Source organism: Streptomyces sp. NPDC029466, from assembly GCF_055574515.1.
On the sequence record NZ_JBVHZH010000009.1, the window covers coordinates 137,141 to 156,665 of the forward strand.

Sequence of the window (19,525 nt, forward strand, 5' to 3'; positions counted from 1 at the left end):
TTGCCCTGTGAGGTTGGGGACGCGGCTGGCGGGTGGTTGGCCCTCTGGCTCGTGCCTCATGCCTCACCCTTCGGATACATCGCCCGTAGACTCCGAGACCTGTGCGAGGAGTTCGGCCCCCTGAGCCGCGATCAGCGCGTGGCTGAGCTGCGGGCGGAGATCGCCGCGCTGACGACGCCGTGACGAGAGGGATGACATGTCGCAGACCGAGGGCGCACGACTCTTCCGGGAAACCTGGATTGCGGGAGTACACCAGCACTTCCCCGGGGAGCCGAAGGCCGGTTACGTCACGCCGTGGGCCGACACCCCGGAGTGGGAGCGCGCGGCCGCCGGTGCTGTCTATGCGCAGGTGCGTCAGTTCGTCGAGGTCAGCGACGGGAAGACGTCCAGGCTGTCCCGTGAGCAGAAGGGCCGCTTTGTCGCGACCTGTTGGACAGCCCAGATGTTCAAGCACTTCGACGACCCGAAGCCGGGCTACGTCGCGGACTGGCCCGACCTTCCGGCCTGGCAGCAGGAGACCGACGCCGACATCTTCGAGGCCATCGAGAAGTCGCTGAGCTGAGCGAACTCAGATGCCCGGTAGGGCAGTGTCCTTGACGGCGGTGACGAAGGACGACCAGGCGCCGGCCGGGAAGATGAGCGCCGGTCCGTGTGGGTCCTTGGAGTCGCGGACGGGGACGATGCCGGGGAAGTCGTCGGCGACCTCTACACAGTTCCCGCCGTCGCCATTGCTGTAGCTGCTCTTGCGCCAGACGGCCGTGCTCAAGTCAACGTGGCTGTTTGCCATTTCGAAAATCCTCAGCCGCTTCCTCGATCATGGCGAGGGACGCCTCCGGCGGCAGCGCGACGGCCCTGAGCCGATCGTATGCCTTGCGGTACTTCTTCACGAGGACTGGATCGTCGATCGTGTCACCGCTGTACTGCGCTTCTGTGTAGACCAGCGGTGGGGCGTCCGGGAAGGCCATGATCATGACCGTGCTGGGCATGAGTGGATGCGGTCCACAGTTCCACGGAAGGATCTGTGGAACGATCCGGCGGCTCCGTGCCAACGCTGAGATGCGATCGAGCTGGTCGGCCGCAGCTTCCGGCGGAAGGATGGGGTGGCGCAGCAGCGACTCGTGCAGGATTGCCCAGTACTCCGGGGTCTTGTGGTTGCGCTCGAACAGGCAGGCCCGCGCGGTAGACGCGTTGACCTTCTCGTCCACTTCCGCGTCGGACGCCAGTGGGTGTGCTGCCTGCGCCACTGCCCGTGTGTACGGCTCGGTCTGCAACAAGCCAGGAACGACGGTCGGGGACCACTCCTCGATGCTTTCCGCGTACTTTTCCGCCTCCAACGCCCGCTCGAAGTACTCGGCATGCCCCGTCCGCCTGGCCTTCCGCACGTCCTCGCAGCACCGCTGGAAGAAGCCATCCGTCTTGAGGGCCTTGTCCACGTGCTCGGCCAGGTCCAGCGGCATCCGGCGTTCGCCGCGCTCGATCTCGCTGAGGTGGCTTTGGCCGTAGAAGCTGCCCTCGACCAGTTGCTGGAGCGTGAGCCCGGCCAACTCGCGCTGGTAGCGCAGCTCCTTGCCGTAGAAAGTGGGGACTCCTGCCGATCCGTCAATGTCCTTGCGTCGTGCAACGGTTCACCGCCGTACGTGTAGCTGATTCACAGTCGTCGCGGACGAGCCCCGGCGGTCCCCACATCTCCACCACGTCATACCGCGCATTCCCCGGACCGCGGCCGGAAGCCCAACCCCCTTTCACGCTACGCCGCGTGACGTCACTCTGTAAGTGGTTCGTTGCTATGCGTACAGAAAGGCGGGGCCCATGCCCCTCGACCGCTCTCTCCCCGACGACGTGCACGAAAGCGCCGAAGAGCTGCGCACCGCGTTGCAGGCCAACGGCATCACGCTCCCGTCGCTCGGCGTCGACCTGCCCGGCTTCGCGGGCGTCTACAGCGTCTCGCTGGTCGCGCTCGGTAACTGCAACGCGGCCACCGCGCGCCGCCTCGCTGAGGTTCTCCGCAAGGCGGCCGCCCGTTGAAGGGTGGGGCGGGCCTCGTCCGACGTGCCTTGGGAAGGCTCGTCCGGCCGTATGTCCGGGCCGGCGTCCGTCCGTCGGAGGAGGCGCGGCAACCCGGAGAGCAGGAGGCCCGGCGCCGGGAGCTGGAGGAGGCCGTACGGAGGCTCAACACCTGGTCGTCGGGTGGAGGTGGCCGCCGCTGACCGACAGAGTTCCGGCTGGAACCAAGCGCTGAACGATGCGCAGGAAATTCCGGGCCGACTTGCCGCCCGGGCCGAACCGGACTCCGAGCACGCACCCGCCACCCCACCCAGTGCATCGGTTCCATGTCGTTTTGACAGAGGATTTCGAGCCGTTCCTGGGGCGCGTTTCCTACGGGCCGCTCCTTCACTTGGCCCCGGCACGGAGGACGGGCGGAACGACGCGACTACCGGCTTGCGGTCACCGCTGAGCAGCGGCCGGTTGCCGCTTTTCCGCGAAATGCCACGGGGGTGCACGGAACGTCGTCTACCGCGTATTCCTTCCCCGGGCTGTACGAGTTGCTCTTCCCCGTGAATGGATCCTTAGTCGCCGGCTTCACCCTGTTCTCCTCGACGCGTAGGACGTAACCGGTGCTGCCGTGTGAGTCGGAAGTCAGTTGCGGCGATAATTTAGACGCCACCGTCGTGCGACTGCCCAAGCGCCAGTGGTGTGCGTATGGACAGTGATTGGGCAGTGACTGGATAGTGATTGGGTAGTGATTGGGCAGGGATACCGGCATTACCGGGACGCTTCCCTGGCGGGCCTATCGATGGAGCTTCCGCCCTGGCGTAGGGGCCCTGCTGCTCCCGGCCTTGAGCTGGGGCGGAAGGCTATCCGGAATTCTTGCTACCGCTACTGCTGCGATGTGTCCGATGCCGGCTGGCGCGCCGCCGCTTGTTCGCTTTGCCATGTTTCGGCGAAAAGAATCGGTCACCCCTGCCCGTGGTTCGCGTCCCATTCGGGTCGCCCTTTGTGTGCCCCGGGAAGCGCCAGGGCTGCTCGTACGCCCAGTTCACACGTATTGCGAGCGCGCCTGTGCGGCATCCGTTCCGGCAAGGATGCGCGGCAACCGTGCGTAATGATCAAGCCAAAGGTTTTCGGCTTCTTCGGGGTGCAGTCCCTCCCAGGTACGCTCTGTTTGCCATGGCAAGATATCGGCCCAATGTTGATTGGTGAATTATATCCGAACTGCTGTCATGAATGCGATTAATCCGGCGATTTGCACTTCACCTTTCGTTCCGAAGTCTGCCCGCAAGCCTGCCCGCAGCAAAACCGGTTCCAGGCGCATACACAGCCGTCGGCAACCGTGTAACCAAGAGGGAGATCTATGAATACCGCCCCTTCGGACGCGACCGTCCCCGAAGAGAGGTTTCAAGAGTTTCCGCTGACCGAGATCCAGTACGCCTACTGGGTTGGCCGGGGCCCCAACTTCGTTCTGGGGAACGTGGCTCCGCACGCCTACTTCGAACTGGAAGGGCGCCGGCTGGACCTCGACCGGCTCTCCAGCGCCTGGTGCCGGCTCATAGCGCGCCACGACATGCTGCGGGCCGTCGTGGCGGAGGACGGCCAGCAACGTGTCCTGGAACAGGTCCCCGACTTCCGGATTCGATGTACCGATGTGCGCTCGCTGCCCGCGGACGAAGCGGAGCGCACCCTCGACGGCATCCGCGAGGAGATGTCACATCACGTCTACACCGCCGCGGACTGGCCGCTGTTCGACATCCGGCTCACCCGTCTCGCCGATTACGACCGCATCCACATCAGCCTCGACCTGCTGATGGTCGACCTCGCGAGCATCACGCTGCTCTTCAGTGAGTGGAGTGCGCTGTACGTGGACCCCGACCACCAACTCGAACCGGTGGATGTGACCTTCCGCGACTACGCGCTGGAGCTGGAGCGGGGAAGCCAGGCACCCCGCCACCAGAAGGCACTGGAGTACTGGACCGGCCGGGCACAGACCCTGGCCCCTCCGCCGGACCTCCCGCTCGCCAAGTCCCCGGTGAGCGTGTACAAACCCCGCTTCTCGCACCGTGAGTTCCATCTTCCCGAAGAGGACTGGAAGCGCCTCCAGGAACGCTGCGAGGACCGCGGCCTGACCCCGACCGCGGTGCTGGCCACGGTCTTCTCCGAAGTGCTGGCGGCCTGGAGCGGGACCCGGCGCTTCACCCTCAACCTCACGTTGTTCAACCGGCTGCCACTGCTGCTGACCGAGGACGACGCCGGACACCGCAGCCTGCACCCCCACCTGCGGCGGGTGGTCGGCGACTTCACCTCCATCTGTCTGCTGGAGATGGACGCCAGCGGTGGCAGGCCCCTCGAAGAGCGCGTCAACACCACCCAGCTTCAGCTCCAGCGCGATCTGCGCCACCGCCACGTCAGCGCCCTGCAGACCTTGCGCGAGCGCCGACGGCTCGGACTGCAGGACGGGTTCGAGACGATGCCCGTGGTGTTCACCAGCGGGCTGGGCACCGCCGCCGACGTCTCGCAGGCCATGGACAGCTTCGGTGACATCTCCTACCGGATCAGCCAGACCCCGCAGGTATGGCTCGACCACCAGGTGGTCGACATCACCGGGTCGCTCAACCTGACGTGGGACTGCGTGGAGGAACTCTTCCCCGCAGGGCTCCTGGACGACATGTTCGCCACGTACTGCGGCATGGTCGAGCAGTTGGCCTCCGACGACTCGCTGTGGGAAAAGGAGCTGCGGGTCACCCTGCCGTCCCGGCAGCTGACCGGCCGCGAGCAGGCCAACGACACCGCCGGCCGGGCTCCCACCGGACTGCTCCACGAACCGCTGCTCGACATGGCCGCCCGCCACCCGGAGCGCCCCGCCGTACTCAGCGACGCCGGCACCCTGACCTACGGCGAACTGGCCGCACAGGCACACGACATCGCCGGGCGCCTCACCGAGCAGGCCGGCGACTCCGGTCTGCAGGACCGGCTGGTGGGCATCACCCTGAACAAGGGGCCCGCCCAGGTCGCCGCCGCCTATGGCGCGATGATGGCCGGCGGCGCCTACCTCCCCGTCAGCGCCACCCTCCCGGTGCAGCGCCGCGCGCGCATCCTGGAGGACGGCGAGGCCCTGGCGGTCATCACGGACAAGGCCCTGGAGAGCGGACTGGAGTGGCCGCAGGGCGTGCCGCGCGTCTTCGCCGACCAGGATCAGGGCGGGGACCGGGCCGGCGGCTCCTTACGGCACCCGTCGGGGCCGGCCCGGCCGGAAGACCTGGCGTACGTCATCTACACCTCCGGGTCGACCGGGGCGCCCAAGGGCGTGATGATCGAGCACCACGCCGCGCTCAACACCGTCATCGACATCAACGAGCGCTTCGGCGTCGGCCCCGGGGACTTCGTCTTCGGCCTGGCCGACCTCAGCTTCGACCTGTCCGTCTACGACCTGTTCGGCACCTTCGCCGCGGGCGCCACGCTGGTGCTGCCCGACCAGGACCTGCGGTCGGATCCCGCGCACTGGGCGAAGGTCATGGCCACCTATGGCACGACCGTCTGGAACTCGGTACCGGCTCAGATGCAGATGCTGGTCGAGCACCTCGAAATGGGGGGTGAGATACCGGAGGGGCTGCGGCTGGTGATGCTGAGCGGCGACTGGGTCCCGGTCGATCTCCCGGACCGCATCCGCGCGTTGTGGCCCGATGCCGAGGTCATCAGCCTGGGCGGCGCCACCGAGGCGTCGATCTGGTCGATTCACCACCGGATCGGCGACACCGAACCGGGCGCCAAGAGCGTGCCGTACGGGGTACCGCTGCGCAACCAGACCTTCCACGTCCTGGACGCCCACCTCGACCCGTGCCCGGTGTGGACGGCGGGTGAGCTGCACATCGGGGGCGTGGGCCTGGCCCGCGGCTACTGGGCGGACGAGGAGCGGACGGCGGCGAGCTTCATCCGGCACCCGCACACCGGGGAACGGCTCTACCGGACCGGCGACTTCGGCCGCTATCTGCCGGACGGCACGATCGAGTTCCTGGGGCGCCAGGACGGCCAGGTCAAGATCAACGGGCACCGGGTCGAGCTGGGCGAGATCGAAACGACCCTCGCCCGCCACCCCGGCGTCGACAGCGCCGTGGTCGTGAAGGCGTCCGACGACGGTGGCGCGTCCCGGCTGCTCGGGTATGTCGTGCCGTCGGAGGACGACAGCTCGCTGTTCGTGACCGAGCACGCGGACCAGGAGGTCAGCCAGGGCCAGTGGCAGGCGCTCCGCGGCACCGCCGGGATGCCTGCCCCCGGGCCGGGCCCCGAGGAGCTGCGGACCGCCTGGGACGTGCTCAACGAGGTCCACGCCGTCGCGGCCGCGACCGCCTTCCGCTCCTTCGGGCTGCCGCACTCTCCCGGTGAGCCGTTCGACCCGGCGGCACTGCGCGGGGCCGGTATCGCGCCGCGCTACGAGCGCTGGCTGGCGCGCGCGGTCGGTTCCCTGGAGCAGGCCGGCTTCCTGCGGCAGGGCCCGGCCGGACACGAGGTGGCGCGGGAGCTGCCCACCGCCGTCCCCCCGGAGCTGGCGCAGCGGGCCCGGACCGTGCTCAAGGACGTCCTGGACATTGCCGAGGACGTCAGCGACTGGATGCTCTCCCTGGCCGGTGATCTGGCCGGCGTGCTGACCCAGAGCATCCACTCGGCCGAGCTGTACGCCTCCGACCGGACCCCGGGCATCTACGAGAAGCTCTTCGGCCCGACCTACGCGACCGCGACCGAGGCCGTACGGAACATGGTGGCGGCCTGGCCCGCCGACCGGCCGCTGAACGTGCTGGAGGTCGGCGCCGGTTACGGTTCGCTGACGCAGCATCTGCTGCCGCTGCTGCCGCCCGACCGCACCGAGTACGTCTTCACCGACATCTCCCGCTACTTCACCGACCGGGCACAGTGCGCCTTCGAGGACTTCCCGTTCGTGCGGTACGAGCTGTTCGACCTCGACCAGCCGGCCGAGACCCAGGGCTTCGAGAACCAGTCCGCCGACCTGGTCATCGCCGCGAGCGTGCTGCACGACATGCGCCAGATCCGGCGCACGCTGCACAGTCTGCGCTCCGTGATGGCGCCGGGAGGCGTGCTCCTGCTGGTCGAGCAGACCACCTTCCACCCGTGGTTCGACCTGGTGATGGGCCTGCAGCAGGGCTTCGACAACTTCGAGGACACCGAGCTGCGTACCGGGCACTGTCTGCTGGACCGCGGTCAGTGGCAGCGGGAGCTGGCGGCCGCCGGGTTCGCCGACACGGAGGTGATCACCACCTCCGGCGGTCCGGGCTCGGTCGGCTTCGACGTGATCGTCGCCCAGGGCCCGGACACCGGACGCCGGTTCGCCCCGGAGGAGCTGCGCTCCTTCGCCGCCGAGCATCTGGCCAAGTACATGGTGCCGGCGCAGCTTCTCGCACTGAGCGAGCTTCCGCTCAGCAGCACCGGGAAGGTGGACCGCAAGGCCCTGGCGAAGGCGGGAGCGCGCAGTTCGATGCGCAACCGTCCGCCCAAACCACCGCGTACCGACCGGCAGTTCAAGCTGGTCGAGATCTGGCGGGAGGTCTTGGGGCTGAAGAGCGTGGACATGGCCGACGACTTCCTGGAAGCGGGCGGCGACTCGCTGCTCGCGGCGCGCCTGGCGGCCAACCTGCAGTCGGCGTTCGATGTCACGGTGCCGGTCGGAACGATTCTGCAGCACACGACGGTGGAGGCACTCGATACGTATCTGGAGCAACTGCTCGGCCCGTCCGAGCTGATGCCGGAGGAGAAGTGATGACCGCCGCAGGAGAAGTGATGACCGAGATGCCCCCGTTGACCCACGAGCGGATCGTGCGCTGGTTCCGCGACTTCCTGGCGGAGATCCTCGACACCTCCCCTGAGACGATCGACCCGACGGCCCCGCTGGACCAGCTGGGTGCCGACTCGGCGACCGTCCTGGTGATCTGCGCCAGACTCCGTGAGGACCTGGGCGCCCGGGTGCGCCCCAAGGACGTCCTCCAGCACTTCACGGCCGACGGCGTGGCCCGGTATCTGACCGGACCCGTCCCGGCGAAGGGGTGACGCGGTCATGCACACCGTCGCGATGCCCCGCTGGCTGGTGAGCGGGGCACCGCGGCCGGCCGCCCCCAAGCTCTACTGCTTTCCGCACGGGGGCGGCTCGGCCGCGGAGTACCTCCGGTGGGCCCGGGGCCTGCCGGGAGCCGAATTCCACGCCGTACAGCTGCCGGGCCGTGGATCGCGCCTCAGCGAACCGGTGTTCACCTCGATGGACACCCTCGTCGAGGGCGTGCTGGCCAATGTGCCGCTCGGCCGTGCGCCCTATGCCTTCTTCGGGCACAGCCTCGGTTCGCTCATCGCGTACGAGGCGACCCGGGCGCTGCGCAGGGCGGACCGTCCGCTGCCCGCGCGGCTCGTGGTCTCCGGCTATCCGGCGCCGCATTTGCCGCGCACCTCACAGGAGCTGCACACGCTGCCGGACGCCGAGCTGATCGAGGCGGTGTCACGGACCCACGGCGGCATCCCGGAGGAGGTGCTGGCCTCTGTGGAGCTGCGGGAACTGGCGGCCGTCGCGCTGCGCGCCGACTACCAGGTCCTGGAGACCTACTCCTGGCGTGCCGAGGAGCCGCTGTCGCTGCCGATCACGGTGCTCGGCGGCCGCGCGGACCATGTCACCGCCGAACAGCTCCAGGCGTGGCAGGAGCTCACGACGGGCGAGGTCACCGTGCAGCAGTTCCCCGGCGGGCATTTCTATCTGCTGGAGCAGCCCGCCGCCGTCCTGCGCTCGCTGGCGGGTGCACTCCGGACGGTCCGTACGAAGGAGAGGAGCGCACCGTGCTGACCTTCGCCGCCGCGTCGCTGGTCCTGGTCATGATCCCTGGCCCGGACCAGGCCCTGATCACCCGCAACGCCCTCGCCGGCGGCCGGGCGGCCGGGCTGCTCACGATGGTGGGCGGAGCGCTCGGGCTGAGCGTTCATGTGGCAGCGGCGGTGCTGGGCATCTCCACCCTGCTGGTCGCCTCGGCGACGGCGTTCACCGTCCTGAAGGTCGTGGGCGCCGGGTATCTGGTGTGGATGGGCATCGCGACGTTCCTGAGCGCGCGGCGCACCATGGCCCAGAAGGCGGAGGACGGTGGCCAGGAGGCCGCGAAGCTGGACACGAAATACCTGCGGCACGGCTTCCTGTCCAACTCGCTCAACCCCAAGGTCGCCCTGTTCTTCGTGACCTTCCTGCCGCAGTTCCTGCCTGCCGGCCACAACGTGTTCCCCAGAGCGCTGTTGTTGTCGTTGGCGTTCGCGGTGATCTACCTGCTGTGGTTCAGCCTGTACGTGATCACGGTCGACCAGTTCGGCAAGGTGCTGCGGCGTCCGCGGGTGAGAGCCCGGATCGAGCAGGTGACGGGAATCCTGCTCATCGGCTTCGCGGCGCGGCTCGCCTTCCAGTCGCCGTGAACCGGCAGGGCAGGGTGCCCGGCGTGCGGTGACGCCGCAGTGGTGGTCACGCCGGGCACAGGAGGGGTCTCCCGGAGTTCAGCTCCGGGAGGCCCCTCCGCCGTTTCCCGGCCGCGGTCCGGGGCCGTCAGCGTCCGCGGTGGTCGCGTGCCCAGACGAGCGTGTTCAGGAAACCTCGCCTCGATCAAGGCGTCGAGCTCGCCGCTTCCCGTTACGCCCCGGCCGCCGCCAGCACCCCGCTCACCAGCCGCCCCGCCTGCACCGCGTGCTCGGCCGTCGTCGGGACGCAGCGGTCCGCCGCCGGGTCGTACGCGGTCATGATGACGCCCGCGTGGTCGGTCTGCGGCTCCTGGAGGGTCACCGCCCGGCCCGCGGTCCGCAGTGCCGCGGCGAGGTCGCGGGAGTACCGGGCGTCCACGACGGTGTCGCGGGTGCCGTGCAGCAGATGGACCGGCACGCCGGGGTCGTGGCCCGCGGCGAGATCGTCCAGCGGGGCGGTCCCGGTGCTGCGCGCCGGCAGGTCGTAGCGGCCCGCCACGGCCACCACTGCCGACGGCCGCCAACCGTCCGCGACCTCGGGGCGCAGTGCGACCCCGAGCGCGGCCCCGGCCCCGGCCGACCACCCGGCCAGGACGAGCGACTCCCCGTCGGCACCCAGCCCGCCCGCTTCCTTACGGGCGAAGGCCAGGGACTCCAGCACATGCGACCGGCCGGCGTCCGGGGCGTCCGAGCGCCAGTCGGGTACGAGCACCAGCGCACCGAGGGCCGCCGTCGTCCGCGCCAGCGGTTCCAGTACGTCCCGCTCGTCGGGGCCGATGCCGTGCCAGAGCAGCACGGTGGGCGCCGGGCCGGACGCCGCGGCTGGCCCGGCGCCCCTGGCCGGCCGCCCCACCCCAGCGGACTCGGCCACCCCAGCGGACTCGGCCACCCCTGCCGGACGGTAGACATCCAGTCGCTGCCCGCTCGGGCCGTAGACCACTCCGCGTACCGTCTCTACCGTCTCCACTGTCCTGCCCGTCATGCCCATGTCCGGTGCCATGACGGCACGTTACAACGGGGAGCCGGGTGTCTCAGCTGCCCGCGAGGCCCAGCGCCACCACCCAGGACACGACCAGCAGAAACGGCGCCGCCAGGAGGCAGCCCCAGCCGGCCGGGCTCCTGTTGGCCATGCCCACCACCGCCAGGAGGGCGGCCACGAAGGCGGCGCCGACCGGCAGGCCGCCGACGATCTGCTGGGTGCTCGCGGAGCAGATCGTCCGGGCGTCCTCCTCGGAGCAGCTGTCGCTCGCCATCACCAGCAGCGGCGCGAACAGCCCGGTCACCCCGGCGAACGCCAGCACCAGCAGGCCGGCGAAGATCCGGCCCACGGCGGAAGCCGTCACCGACGGTGCCGTGTCGCGCACGGGAAGAGTGTCGGGAAGAGCTTCCGAAGCCGTGTCGCCCACGGGAAGAGCGTCCGGAGCCGGGTCGTTGATCATGCGGCCCACGCTAGGAGCGCCCGCCGGCCCTGCCATCAGTACGGATACTCATCTCCCGCCACTCATCTCCCCGCACTTATCCACAGGTATTTATCTCCCGGCGGCCTTCCTCCCCACGCCGACTAGGCTGGGAAGGTCGATCGATCTGACGTGCAGGTCGGAAGTGCAGGTCTGAGTGCAGGAGTGAGATGGCCGTCAACCTCGTCAATCTGGAAGCCGTCGGCAAGGTGTACGGAACCCGTGCCCTGCTCGACGGTGTCTCGCTCGGCGTCAACGAGGGGGACCGGATCGGCGTCGTCGGACGCAACGGCGACGGCAAGACCACCCTGATCCGGATCCTCGCCAAGCTGGAGACCGCGGACGACGGACGGGTCACCCACAACGGCGGCCTGCGCCTCGGCGTCCTCACCCAGCACGACTCCCTCGACCCGGCCGCCACCATCCGGCACGAGGTCATCGGCGACCTCGCCGACCACGAGTGGGCCGGCAACGCCAAGATCCGCGACGTGCTCACCGGCCTCTTCGGCGATCTGCACCTGCCGGGCTTCACCCACGGCCTGGACACCGTCATCGGCCCGCTGTCCGGCGGCGAGCGCCGCCGTATCGCACTGGCCAAGCTGCTGATCGCCGAGCAGGACCTGATCGTCCTCGACGAGCCCACCAACCACCTCGACGTCGAGGGCATCTCCTGGCTGGCCCGCCACCTCCGCGCCCGCCGCTCCGCCCTCGTGGTCGTCACCCACGACCGCTGGTTCCTCGACCAGGTCTGTACGCGGATGTGGGACGTCCAGCGCGGTGACGTCCACGAGTACGAGGGCGGCTACAGCGACTACGTCTTCGCGCGGGCCGAACGGGAGCGGATCGCCGCCACCGAAGAGGCCAAGCGGCAGAACCTGATGCGCAAGGAGCTGGCGTGGCTGCGGCGCGGCGCCCCGGCCCGTACGAGCAAGCCCCGCTTCCGCATCGAGGCCGCCAACGAGCTGATCGCCGACGTCCCGCCGCCCCGCGACAACGCCGAGCTGATGAAGTTCGCCAGCTCGCGGCTCGGCAAGACCGTCTTCGAGCTGGAGGACGTCAGCGTCCAGGCCGGGCCGAAGGTCCTCCTCAAGCATCTGACCTGGCAGCTGGGCCCCGGCGACCGGATCGGCCTGGTGGGCGTCAACGGCGCCGGCAAGACCTCGCTGCTGCGCGCGCTGGCCGAGGCAGCCCGTACACAGGGGGAGGCACAGCCGGCCGGCGGCAAGATCGTCGTCGGCAGGACCGTCAAACTGGCCTACCTCTCCCAGGAGGTCGGCGAACTCCCCCCGACGCTGCGGGTGCTGGAGGCCGTACAGCAGGTGCGCGAACGGGTCGACCTGGGCAAGGGCCGGGAGATGACCGCCGGCCAGCTCTGCGAGAAGTTCGGCTTCACCAAGGAGAAGCAGTGGACCCCGGTCGGCGACCTCTCCGGCGGTGAACGCCGCCGCCTCCAGATCCTGCGCCTCCTGATGGACGAGCCCAACGTCCTCTTCCTCGACGAGCCCACCAACGACCTCGACATCGAGACCCTGACCCAGCTGGAAGACCTCCTCGACGGCTGGCCCGGCTCCCTCATCGTCATCAGCCACGACCGCTACTTCATCGAGCGCACCACCGACCGCGTCCACGCCCTCCTCGGCGACGCCACCCTCCGCATGCTCCCGCGCGGCCTCGACGAGTACCTGGAACGCCGCCAACAGGTCATCGACGCCGCGACGCCGACACCCGCCCCCCAGGCCACGGCCCCCAAAAAGGCCGCCGCGGTCAACCGCGCCGCCCAGAAGGAACTCCAGAAGATCGAACGCCAACTGGACAAAATCGGCACCAAGGAGGCCACCCTCCACACCCAAATCGCCGAAAACGCCACCGACTTCGAAAAGGTCGCCGGCCTCGACGCCCAACTCCGCGAACTGAGCACGGAGAAGGAGGAGCTGGAGATGCGGTGGCTGGAGTTGGCTGAGGAGGCGTAGGGGCGGAGGCGTGCCTCGTGGGGCAACGCCGATCGTCGTGTGGTCACCGTGTCGATGCCCTGCGGTGACCACACGACGGCGGCGGCCTTCAAGAACCGCTCTGCGTGCGGCGACGAAGAGTCATCCCAGCGGTTTCCTGACCTCGCTGCGAATCTTGTCCGCCTTGTCGGCGAATTTCTGGAGGTCGATGGAGTACGGATCCTTCGACAGCTCCGAGGCGTCGGTTTCCGCGACATTCCCGCTCGTACTTGAATCCGCCCACACACAGAACGTCAGCGTGACCTTCTGCCCCATCTCCGTCCGCTCATCCACACCGCAGGTGAGCGCATCCCCACCCCCACTGGGCGTGAACTCCTTTTCCGTCACGGCAACTTCCGTCTTACCGTCACGCGTCATGCCGCGGATGGTGTGGTCGACGGTCGTCTCGGGATCATCAATGACGCCGTAGAGCCCCAGCATCACCAGCGACTTGGTTCCGGACGAGTATTGCCCACCCGCGGCCTTGATGTTGTGCTCGTTGGCCCCGTCAGACGGCACCGCACTCCGGGCCTGCTGGGATATGTCCTTGGCGAGCTTGTACTCCCCACCCGCCAGCGCCTGCGGCACCGTGATCCGATACTTCGGCCCACCGCCGGACCCGCCCGACGGACTCCCTCCACCACGGAACAGCCCGGCCGACGCGAGCGTCCCGATCACCAGTACACCGGCCACAGCCCCGAGAATGCCCCACGTCTTCCCGGCATTCCGCTTCGGCGGCATGGTAGGCGGCATCCCCGGCCCGCCGCCGTACCCGAACGGGGGCGCCTGCTGCGGCATTCCGTAGGGCCCGGGCTGCCCGTAGGGCGCCGGACCGGTGGGGTGGGGCTGTTGTCTGTACGGGGCTGGTCCGCCGGGGACGGGCCCCGCCGGATATCCGGTTGGCGGCGGGGCGGGCTGCGGCATCCCTTGCGGCGCCCCGTAACCCGGCGTCTGCCCGAAACCACCTGGTGGCTGTTGTGGAGTAGTCACTTACTTCCTTCTTTTCCGAAACGAGGACCGAGGTCTGGGACTTCTTGATCACGCTAATCTCATCCCGATGTGCCGCTCCCCCAACAGCACGTCGATGACGTCCGACGACTGGCGGTCATCCTGAGCGCGGGTATGGAGAAGGACGTCGAGCTACTGTTTCCTCTGAACCAGAATGATCCAGGATGCCATTCCATCCTCCGAGTTGCGGGGCAGCCTTTAGGCCAGGGAAGAGTATGGCTGCCCTGGCTTCGTGGGCGTGGCTTCCCCAAGGGGGCCGATGAAAAATGCCGTCCCGCCCGGGGACGGCAAGGCCGGAGACAAATTGTTGTGAAGCTGCGTTTTCGAGTTGAAGTGCCGACCTGGAAAGCGAAGCGGAGTGTGGATGGAGGCTGGTTACGGGATTCCTTCATGTGTCACACGGCTATGGGGAATGCCGAATTCTCCCATGAATTTCACGAGGACTTCATTGGGGGGAGTGCTTCCAATCGCTGTGAGGATATATCCAGGCGCTGGCGCATTCTCCTTCTCTCTTACTAGGGCGACGAGCGCGCCATTGTTCAATTCGAAGGCAAAGGTGATCCATGCGCCAAGGTCATCCCAGGTTATATCGCCCGAGCCCCAGCGGGACTCGATTTCCCCTGTAGTCAAGTCTAGTTGAGCAATGTACTTCTGGGGGGATCCAGTGAAGTCCGCTGTGGCGATTCTTCGCATGTCACCTTACCTCCGTTACGTAAACTGGTATCCGGGCAAACTCGTCGCCATTGTGCATTATGCTGCCCACTCCTGACTGCTGGCCGAGTTCCCAGGCGACATAACCGGGAGGGGTGTTTTTGATGGGCTTAGGCTCCACAGAGGTATAGAATTCGAAACTTCCGGGAGCGGCGGTGCTTGGTATGGGGCCTCGGTGTGCTTGCACCATAGGATCTCCACCCCATCTAGCCTCCCGCCCCCACAGCTCGCCCGAATCCAGGACTTGCTGAGTCACTGCGCGGGTTTGGGTCTTCTCTGAGAAGAGCCTATGGTATGGCCCATACAAGTCCGCAACCCTGTCGGGGCTCGGAGAGGCTGGCCCCAACATGCGAGGGGCCTGGGGAGGGCTGGGTGTTACTTCCACGCTGCCCCGCCCGCCGAAAAAGGATTTAAGGCGGCTGGTGAGCGATGGCTTGCACCCTGCCAGCCCATCGGGGTCCATCCATGAATTTGGATTAGCTACGTATGCGACTGGATTGTCTGCAGGTTCCAGCCCGAGTGGGTCGGCAGTGAGATATCGTGCAGCTTCAGGATCGTAATACCGGTAATGGTTGTAGTGGAGCCGAATTTCCGGATCGAAATATTGCCCGGGAAAGCGTAAAGGTGTGTGGGCTGTTGATGACGTGGGCCACGTAGTGCTACCCCAGAGAGTGGAAATCCGGCTCCAAGCGACGTCGCCATCTTCCGACACCATTTCCACAGGTGTGCCCACGAGGTCGGTGACCATGGCGAAGAATCGCTGGTCTATCACCTGTTGCGGCGTGTCAGTGATGCCTGGGTCGAATGTTTTGCGTTCGATTTGGCACAGCGGAGTGGCGCCCTCATACTCCCATGTCAGGGTGATCGACTGTGGAGTACGAGGAATGTGGGAAGTTTGTTCGGTGAGAGTGGGGCCGTCCCAGGAGAAGTCGATTTGCTCCACCACCGAGGTGTCATCAGCCAGGCGTTGTTTGGATATTCGCCGACCAAAGGGGTCGTAGAGGTAGCGCCAGGTGGCGCCGTCCGGGGTACCGACTGAGGTGAGTCGGCCTTCCGTGTTCCAGGTGTATTGCCAGGTGTCTGGCTTGTGGGAGAGGCGGGTCTTTTGGCGGAGGGTTACTCGCCCGAGCCCGTCGTGTTCGTAGCGGATGCGGCCCGCGCGGGTGATGTTGGTGCCCGTGTAAGTGCGCTCGCCTCGGGCCGAGGTGCTCGCGTGCCGGTCCGGCCAGTCGGCGTGGGTTTGGTTGCCGGCTTCGTCGTAGGCGTAGGTCTCGGTCCAGTCGGTGGCGTGGACGACGGTGACGCGGCCGGCGCGGTCGAGGTCGAAGGTCCGGCGGCCGGTGTGGGAGTCGTCGATCGCGGTGAGGTGGCCGTCGGGGCGGTAGGTGTAGCCGCGGTGGAGGACTCGTTGTGCTTCGGCGGCGGCAGGGTTCTGTGTGCGGTCCGTGCCGGTGGGGGACTGGAGGGTGCCGGTCGCCGCTGTGGTGAGTGACTGGCTGGTGAGGCGGCCGGTGGGGTCCCAGGTGTGGGCGAGTTGCAGGTGGTCGCCGATGGTGCGGGTGAGTTCCTGGCCGGCGGCGTCGTGGTCGAAGGTGAGGACGTGGCCGGCGATGTCCATGGCGGTGCGGTTGCCCGCCGCGTCGTAGGTGTAGGTCGTGGTGTGGCCGGTGGGGGTGGTGCGGGAGGTGCGGCGGCCCAGGGCGTCGTAGGTGAACGTCATGGTGCGGCCGTTGACGGTTTCGGCGGTGACGCGGCCGAGGATGTCGCGGGTGTAGGTGACGGTGGCGTCGGAGTTGGCTGCCTGTCGAAGGCTTCCGCCCGAGTCGTGCTCGTAGGTGGTGACCAGGCCCGCGGCGTTCTTCTCTGTGATGCGGCCGAGGGGGGCGCGGGTGTAAGCGGTGACCTCGCCGAGAGCGTTGGTGCGGGTGGCCAGTTGGCCGGCGGCGTCGTGGGTGTAGGCCAGGACCCGGTCGTCGAAGTCGGTCTCCGATATCAGGCGGCCGGCGCCGTCGTAGGCGTAGTTCCAGGTCAGGCCCTGGGGATTGGTGACCTGGGTGAGGCGGAGTTCGGTGTCGTGGGTGAACTCGTGGCGGACGCCGTCGGGGTCGGTGCGGGCCACCAGAAGGTCGAAGTGGCTGTATTCGTAGCGGGTGGTCTGGCCGATGGCGTCGGTGTGGGTGAGGCGGTTGCCCTCGCCGTCGTAGGTCCACTCCTCGGTAGCGCCGGTGGCGTCGATGCGGGCTGCCAGCATGCCTTCGTCGGTCCACAGCATGTGGGTGGTTTCGCCGAGCGGGTCGGTGACGGATGTGGTGCGGCCGAAGGCGTCGAGGCGGTAGTGCGTGGTGGCGCCGAGTGGATCGGTGACGGTGAGGGGCAGACCGGCCTTGTTGCAGTAGAGGCGGGTGGTGTTGCCCAAGGCGTCGGTGACGGCGGCGATATGGCCGCGCTCGTCATGGGTGTAGGTGGTGCTGGCGCCCGTGGGGTCGGTGGTGGAGGTCCGGTTGCCGGCCGCGTCGTAGGTGTGGGTCCAGGTGGTGCCGTCCGGACCGGTGGTGGTCAGGGGCAGGCCGAGGTCGTTGTAGGTGGTGGTCGAACGGCTGCCGTCGGGGAGGACGACGCTCGCCGGGCGGCCCTCGTCGTCGTAGTCGATGTGGGTGGTGCGGCCCAGCGGGTCGGTGGTCGACAGGACGCGGTGTTTGGCGTCGCGGACGGTGCGGGTGGTGGCGCCGGTGGGGTCGGTCTCCGCGACGATCTGGTGGCGTTCGTTGACCTCGTAGCGGGTGAGCTGGCCTTGGGAGTTGTGGAAAAGGTTGGTGCGCAGGCCCGTGACGGGATCCGGGTCGCCCCAGGTGTACTGGGCGCGGAGGTGGCCCGCGATGCCACCCTGTGAGGTGCAGCGGTCTTCGTCGTCGTAGGCGTAGGTGTAGCTGCTGTTGTTGGTGTCCGTCCACGACGTGATCCGGCCGTGGTCGTCGTAGGTGAAGCGGAGCGGGAGGCCGGAGGAGTTGGTGGTGGTGATGAGGTTGCCGGCGGCGTCGTAGCCGTACGTCCTCAGCAGTTGGTCGGAGCCGTCGGGGGCCGCGCCTGCCAGGTGGAGGGCGGTGATGCGGCCCTCTTCGGTGGTGAGCAGGAGGCGGTAGCCCGCGCTGTGCGTGATGGCGGTGGGGGTGCCGTCTTCGGTGTAGTCGAAGGTGTGGTGATTGCCGCGGCGGTCGGATATCTCGTCGAGGACGGCGAGGTCTTCGGTGTAGGTGGTGAAGTAGCGGCGGGTGCCGGTGACCGGGTCGGTGAGGAGGTAGTCGCCGTCCGGTGTGCGCTCCAGGGGGTGGCCGTCGCCCTCGACCGGGAGGGTGGGGACGCCGACGGCTGGGTGCGGGTAGAGGCGGAAATCGCCCTCGTCGCCGATGAGGATGACGCCCTCGGCGTCGATCTCCAGACGCTGGTCGACGGTGCTCATCCACGTCGGGCCGAACCAGCGGCCTTGTCGGTAGGACGACTCGAAGGTGCGGGTGAAGGAGAGGGGGAGGCTCCCGGGGAGGGTGATATCGGTCTGCGGAAGGACCATACGGCCGGTGGCCATGTCGATGGGGTCGCTTTCGCATTCCCTGGACCAGAGCTTACGGAAACGGTCCATGACGGTGCGCTTGCCGCCCTCCTTGGCGGCCGTCCGTGCGGCCCCCTTCGCCGCGTCCTTCGCCCCCGCCTTCATCACGCCCTTGCCGACGGCACCGACGCCCTTGGCGCCGATGAGGTTGCCGATGACGCCCCCAAGCGCATCCCCGGGGTCGCTGCCCCAGCCCTCGCCGAGCATCCCCTTGGCCAGGCGCCCGGGGTGGGCGGCGGTACTGGCCAGGCCGAGGGTGATCTTGGAGACGTTGGCCATGTACTGATGGGGGTGGGCGAGGTTGTACGGTTCCAGCGGGTTCACCATGCGGCCCAGATTGACCGTTTCGACAAGGGCCTTTCCCACACCGCCGACGACGTGCATCAGGTTCATGCCGCCGGCCGCGATGCCGTCCGTGACATCGAGCGTCGCCTCTGCGGTGAACTTCGGTGCCTGCGGGGCGTGTTCCAAGGCGTCCTTGAGGGCGTGTTGCGCCTTCTCCGCGGCCTCGTTGCGCTGGCTGCGGGCGTTCTTCAGCATGTCCCGCGCCGCCTCGCGATCCTGCTCAGCGGGGTCGTGGAAGTCACCGGGCTTGTCGGGCTTGGGCCCCGGGTCGGAGCCCTTGTCCAGTGCGGCGTTGTACGCGTCTGCCTTGGCGTTGTACGTGTCGACCGTGTGGCTGTACGCCTTGAACGCCTTCATGGTCTTCTTCTCGGCCGCGTGCCATGCGTCGATGGCCGACTGGGCCTTCTTCTGCGCCCAGGAGACCGTATCCGCGTAGGAGTCGAGGGCCTTCCACGCCGCCTCACAGGCGTCCGCGGTGCGCATCCACTGCTTGGGGTGTACGTCGAATTTCTCGTGGAATCTGTCGGCGGCCTTTCCCTTCCACGATCCGGCGTCCAGTTTGCGGATTCCCTGGCCGACGCGTTCGAAGGCGGCGTAGAAGTCCTTCAGATGGGCGGCGGATTCGTTGATCTTCGCGACGTCCCCGTGGATCAGCTCCTTGGGGTCGTCGCTCTCGCCCAGCTGCCGCTCGTCGACCTGCGCGCCCAGCGCATCGGCGACGTCGTCACCGGCCGAGCGGACGGCTTTGGCCGCGCCGTCCGCACCGACGTAGTCGAGTGCGTCGGCGGTCATGTCCGTGGCGGAGTCGACGACCTCACCGGCCGCCTCCTTCACGCCGTCGACGGCGTTGCCGACCTTGTCGGCTGCGGAATTGATGAAGTCGCCGACGCCCATCAGTAATTAACCCCCGAGTCGTGCTGTGCAGCAATGGATGT

The 19,525-nt window shown here is 67.9% G+C and carries 13 protein-coding genes and 2 pseudogenes; 9 read left to right on the forward strand and 6 right to left on the reverse strand.

The annotated features are described in order from the left end of the window. Window positions 1-196 precede the first annotated feature (196 nt). Complete coding sequence (locus tag ACZ4XD_RS10650) at window positions 197-562, forward strand: hypothetical protein (RefSeq protein WP_468040339.1); 366 nt, start codon at window positions 197-199, stop codon at window positions 560-562. 6 nt (window positions 563-568) lie between these two features. On the opposite strand, the gene ACZ4XD_RS10655 is transcribed toward ACZ4XD_RS10650, so the two are convergent. Further along, window positions 569-787 (reverse strand): DUF397 domain-containing protein, encoded by a 219-nt coding sequence (locus tag ACZ4XD_RS10655; RefSeq protein WP_468040342.1) that lies wholly within the window; start codon window positions 785-787, stop codon window positions 569-571. Further along, window positions 768-1,604: a helix-turn-helix domain-containing protein gene (locus ACZ4XD_RS10660; protein WP_468040436.1), complete on the reverse strand. Its 837-nt coding sequence runs from the start codon at window positions 1,602-1,604 to the stop codon at window positions 768-770. Before ACZ4XD_RS10660 ends, ACZ4XD_RS10655 begins: the two co-directional genes overlap by 20 nt. A gap of 205 nt (window positions 1,605-1,809) precedes the next feature. Here ACZ4XD_RS10660 and ACZ4XD_RS10665 point away from each other — a divergent pair, with 205 nt between their 5' ends. The 7 genes and pseudogenes from ACZ4XD_RS10665 to ACZ4XD_RS10695 all read left to right on the forward strand — a co-directional run bounded on the left by ACZ4XD_RS10665 (window position 1,810) and on the right by ACZ4XD_RS10695 (window position 9,438). Then, window positions 1,810-2,025 (forward strand): hypothetical protein, encoded by a 216-nt coding sequence (locus ACZ4XD_RS10665; protein WP_468040344.1) that lies wholly within the window; start codon window positions 1,810-1,812, stop codon window positions 2,023-2,025. A 1,327-nt stretch (window positions 2,026-3,352) separates the two neighbouring features. Next, a pseudogene (locus ACZ4XD_RS10670) lies at window positions 3,353-4,720 on the forward strand (condensation domain-containing protein); the annotation flags it as partial. Window positions 4,721-4,828: 108 nt separating this feature from the next. Beyond that, a pseudogene (locus tag ACZ4XD_RS10675) lies at window positions 4,829-6,049 on the forward strand (amino acid adenylation domain-containing protein); the annotation flags it as partial. A gap of 696 nt (window positions 6,050-6,745) precedes the next feature. Continuing rightward, window positions 6,746-7,762: a class I SAM-dependent methyltransferase gene (locus ACZ4XD_RS10680; protein WP_468040438.1), complete on the forward strand. Its 1,017-nt coding sequence runs from the start codon at window positions 6,746-6,748 to the stop codon at window positions 7,760-7,762. Continuing rightward, window positions 7,762-8,049 (forward strand): acyl carrier protein, encoded by a 288-nt coding sequence (locus ACZ4XD_RS10685; RefSeq protein ID WP_468040348.1) that lies wholly within the window; start codon window positions 7,762-7,764, stop codon window positions 8,047-8,049. The genes ACZ4XD_RS10680 and ACZ4XD_RS10685 overlap by 1 nt, the downstream gene beginning before the upstream one ends. 7 nt (window positions 8,050-8,056) lie before the next feature. Further along, window positions 8,057-8,827, forward strand: coding sequence for a thioesterase II family protein (locus tag ACZ4XD_RS10690; RefSeq protein ID WP_468040351.1), 771 nt, complete (start codon window positions 8,057-8,059; stop codon window positions 8,825-8,827). After that, a complete protein-coding gene (locus tag ACZ4XD_RS10695; RefSeq protein WP_107070720.1) occupies window positions 8,821-9,438 on the forward strand; it encodes a LysE family translocator in 618 nt (205 codons plus the stop codon). The genes ACZ4XD_RS10690 and ACZ4XD_RS10695 overlap by 7 nt, the downstream gene beginning before the upstream one ends. Before the next feature lie 211 nt (window positions 9,439-9,649). On the opposite strand, the gene ACZ4XD_RS10700 is transcribed toward ACZ4XD_RS10695, so the two are convergent. Together ACZ4XD_RS10700 and ACZ4XD_RS10705 are read right to left on the reverse strand one after the other, a co-directional pair. Then, window positions 9,650-10,477 (reverse strand): alpha/beta hydrolase, encoded by an 828-nt coding sequence (locus ACZ4XD_RS10700; RefSeq protein WP_468040354.1) that lies wholly within the window; start codon window positions 10,475-10,477, stop codon window positions 9,650-9,652. Between the two features lie 31 nt (window positions 10,478-10,508). Next, on the reverse strand, window positions 10,509-10,841 hold the full coding sequence (locus ACZ4XD_RS10705; protein WP_468040356.1) for a hypothetical protein: 333 nt from the start codon (window positions 10,839-10,841) through the stop codon (window positions 10,509-10,511). Window positions 10,842-11,104: 263 nt separating this feature from the next. Between ACZ4XD_RS10705 and ACZ4XD_RS10710 the strand changes: the two genes are divergently transcribed. Then, window positions 11,105-12,904 (forward strand): ABC-F family ATP-binding cassette domain-containing protein, encoded by a 1,800-nt coding sequence (locus ACZ4XD_RS10710; protein ID WP_468040359.1) that lies wholly within the window; start codon window positions 11,105-11,107, stop codon window positions 12,902-12,904. Window positions 12,905-13,024: 120 nt separating this feature from the next. Here the strand turns inward: ACZ4XD_RS10710 and ACZ4XD_RS10715 are convergent, their stop codons facing one another. Further along, entirely contained in the window at window positions 13,025-13,615 is a 591-nt protein-coding gene (locus ACZ4XD_RS10715; RefSeq protein WP_468040363.1) for a hypothetical protein, read from the reverse strand. A gap of 1,009 nt (window positions 13,616-14,624) precedes the next feature. Beyond that, window positions 14,625-19,484 (reverse strand): putative T7SS-secreted protein, encoded by a 4,860-nt coding sequence (locus ACZ4XD_RS10720; RefSeq protein ID WP_468040367.1) that lies wholly within the window; start codon window positions 19,482-19,484, stop codon window positions 14,625-14,627. Window positions 19,485-19,525 lie beyond the last annotated feature (41 nt).

Excerpts from the sequence above, each read along its gene's own strand:
- ACZ4XD_RS10720 (WP_468040367.1), bottom strand. The coding sequence starts at position 19,484 with ATGGGCGTCGGCGACTTCATCAATTCCGCAGCCGACAAGGTCGGCAAC.
- ACZ4XD_RS10650 (WP_468040339.1), top strand. The coding sequence starts at position 197 with ATGTCGCAGACCGAGGGCGCACGACTCTTCCGGGAAACCTGGATTGCG.
- ACZ4XD_RS10685 (WP_468040348.1), top strand. The coding sequence starts at position 7,762 with ATGACCGCCGCAGGAGAAGTGATGACCGAGATGCCCCCGTTGACCCAC.
- ACZ4XD_RS10700 (WP_468040354.1), bottom strand. The coding sequence starts at position 10,477 with ATGGCACCGGACATGGGCATGACGGGCAGGACAGTGGAGACGGTAGAG.
- ACZ4XD_RS10655 (WP_468040342.1), bottom strand. The coding sequence starts at position 787 with ATGGCAAACAGCCACGTTGACTTGAGCACGGCCGTCTGGCGCAAGAGC.
- ACZ4XD_RS10690 (WP_468040351.1), top strand. The coding sequence starts at position 8,057 with ATGCACACCGTCGCGATGCCCCGCTGGCTGGTGAGCGGGGCACCGCGG.
- ACZ4XD_RS10710 (WP_468040359.1), top strand. The coding sequence starts at position 11,105 with ATGGCCGTCAACCTCGTCAATCTGGAAGCCGTCGGCAAGGTGTACGGA.
- ACZ4XD_RS10665 (WP_468040344.1), top strand. The coding sequence starts at position 1,810 with ATGCCCCTCGACCGCTCTCTCCCCGACGACGTGCACGAAAGCGCCGAA.
- ACZ4XD_RS10680 (WP_468040438.1), top strand. The coding sequence starts at position 6,746 with ATGGTGGCGGCCTGGCCCGCCGACCGGCCGCTGAACGTGCTGGAGGTC.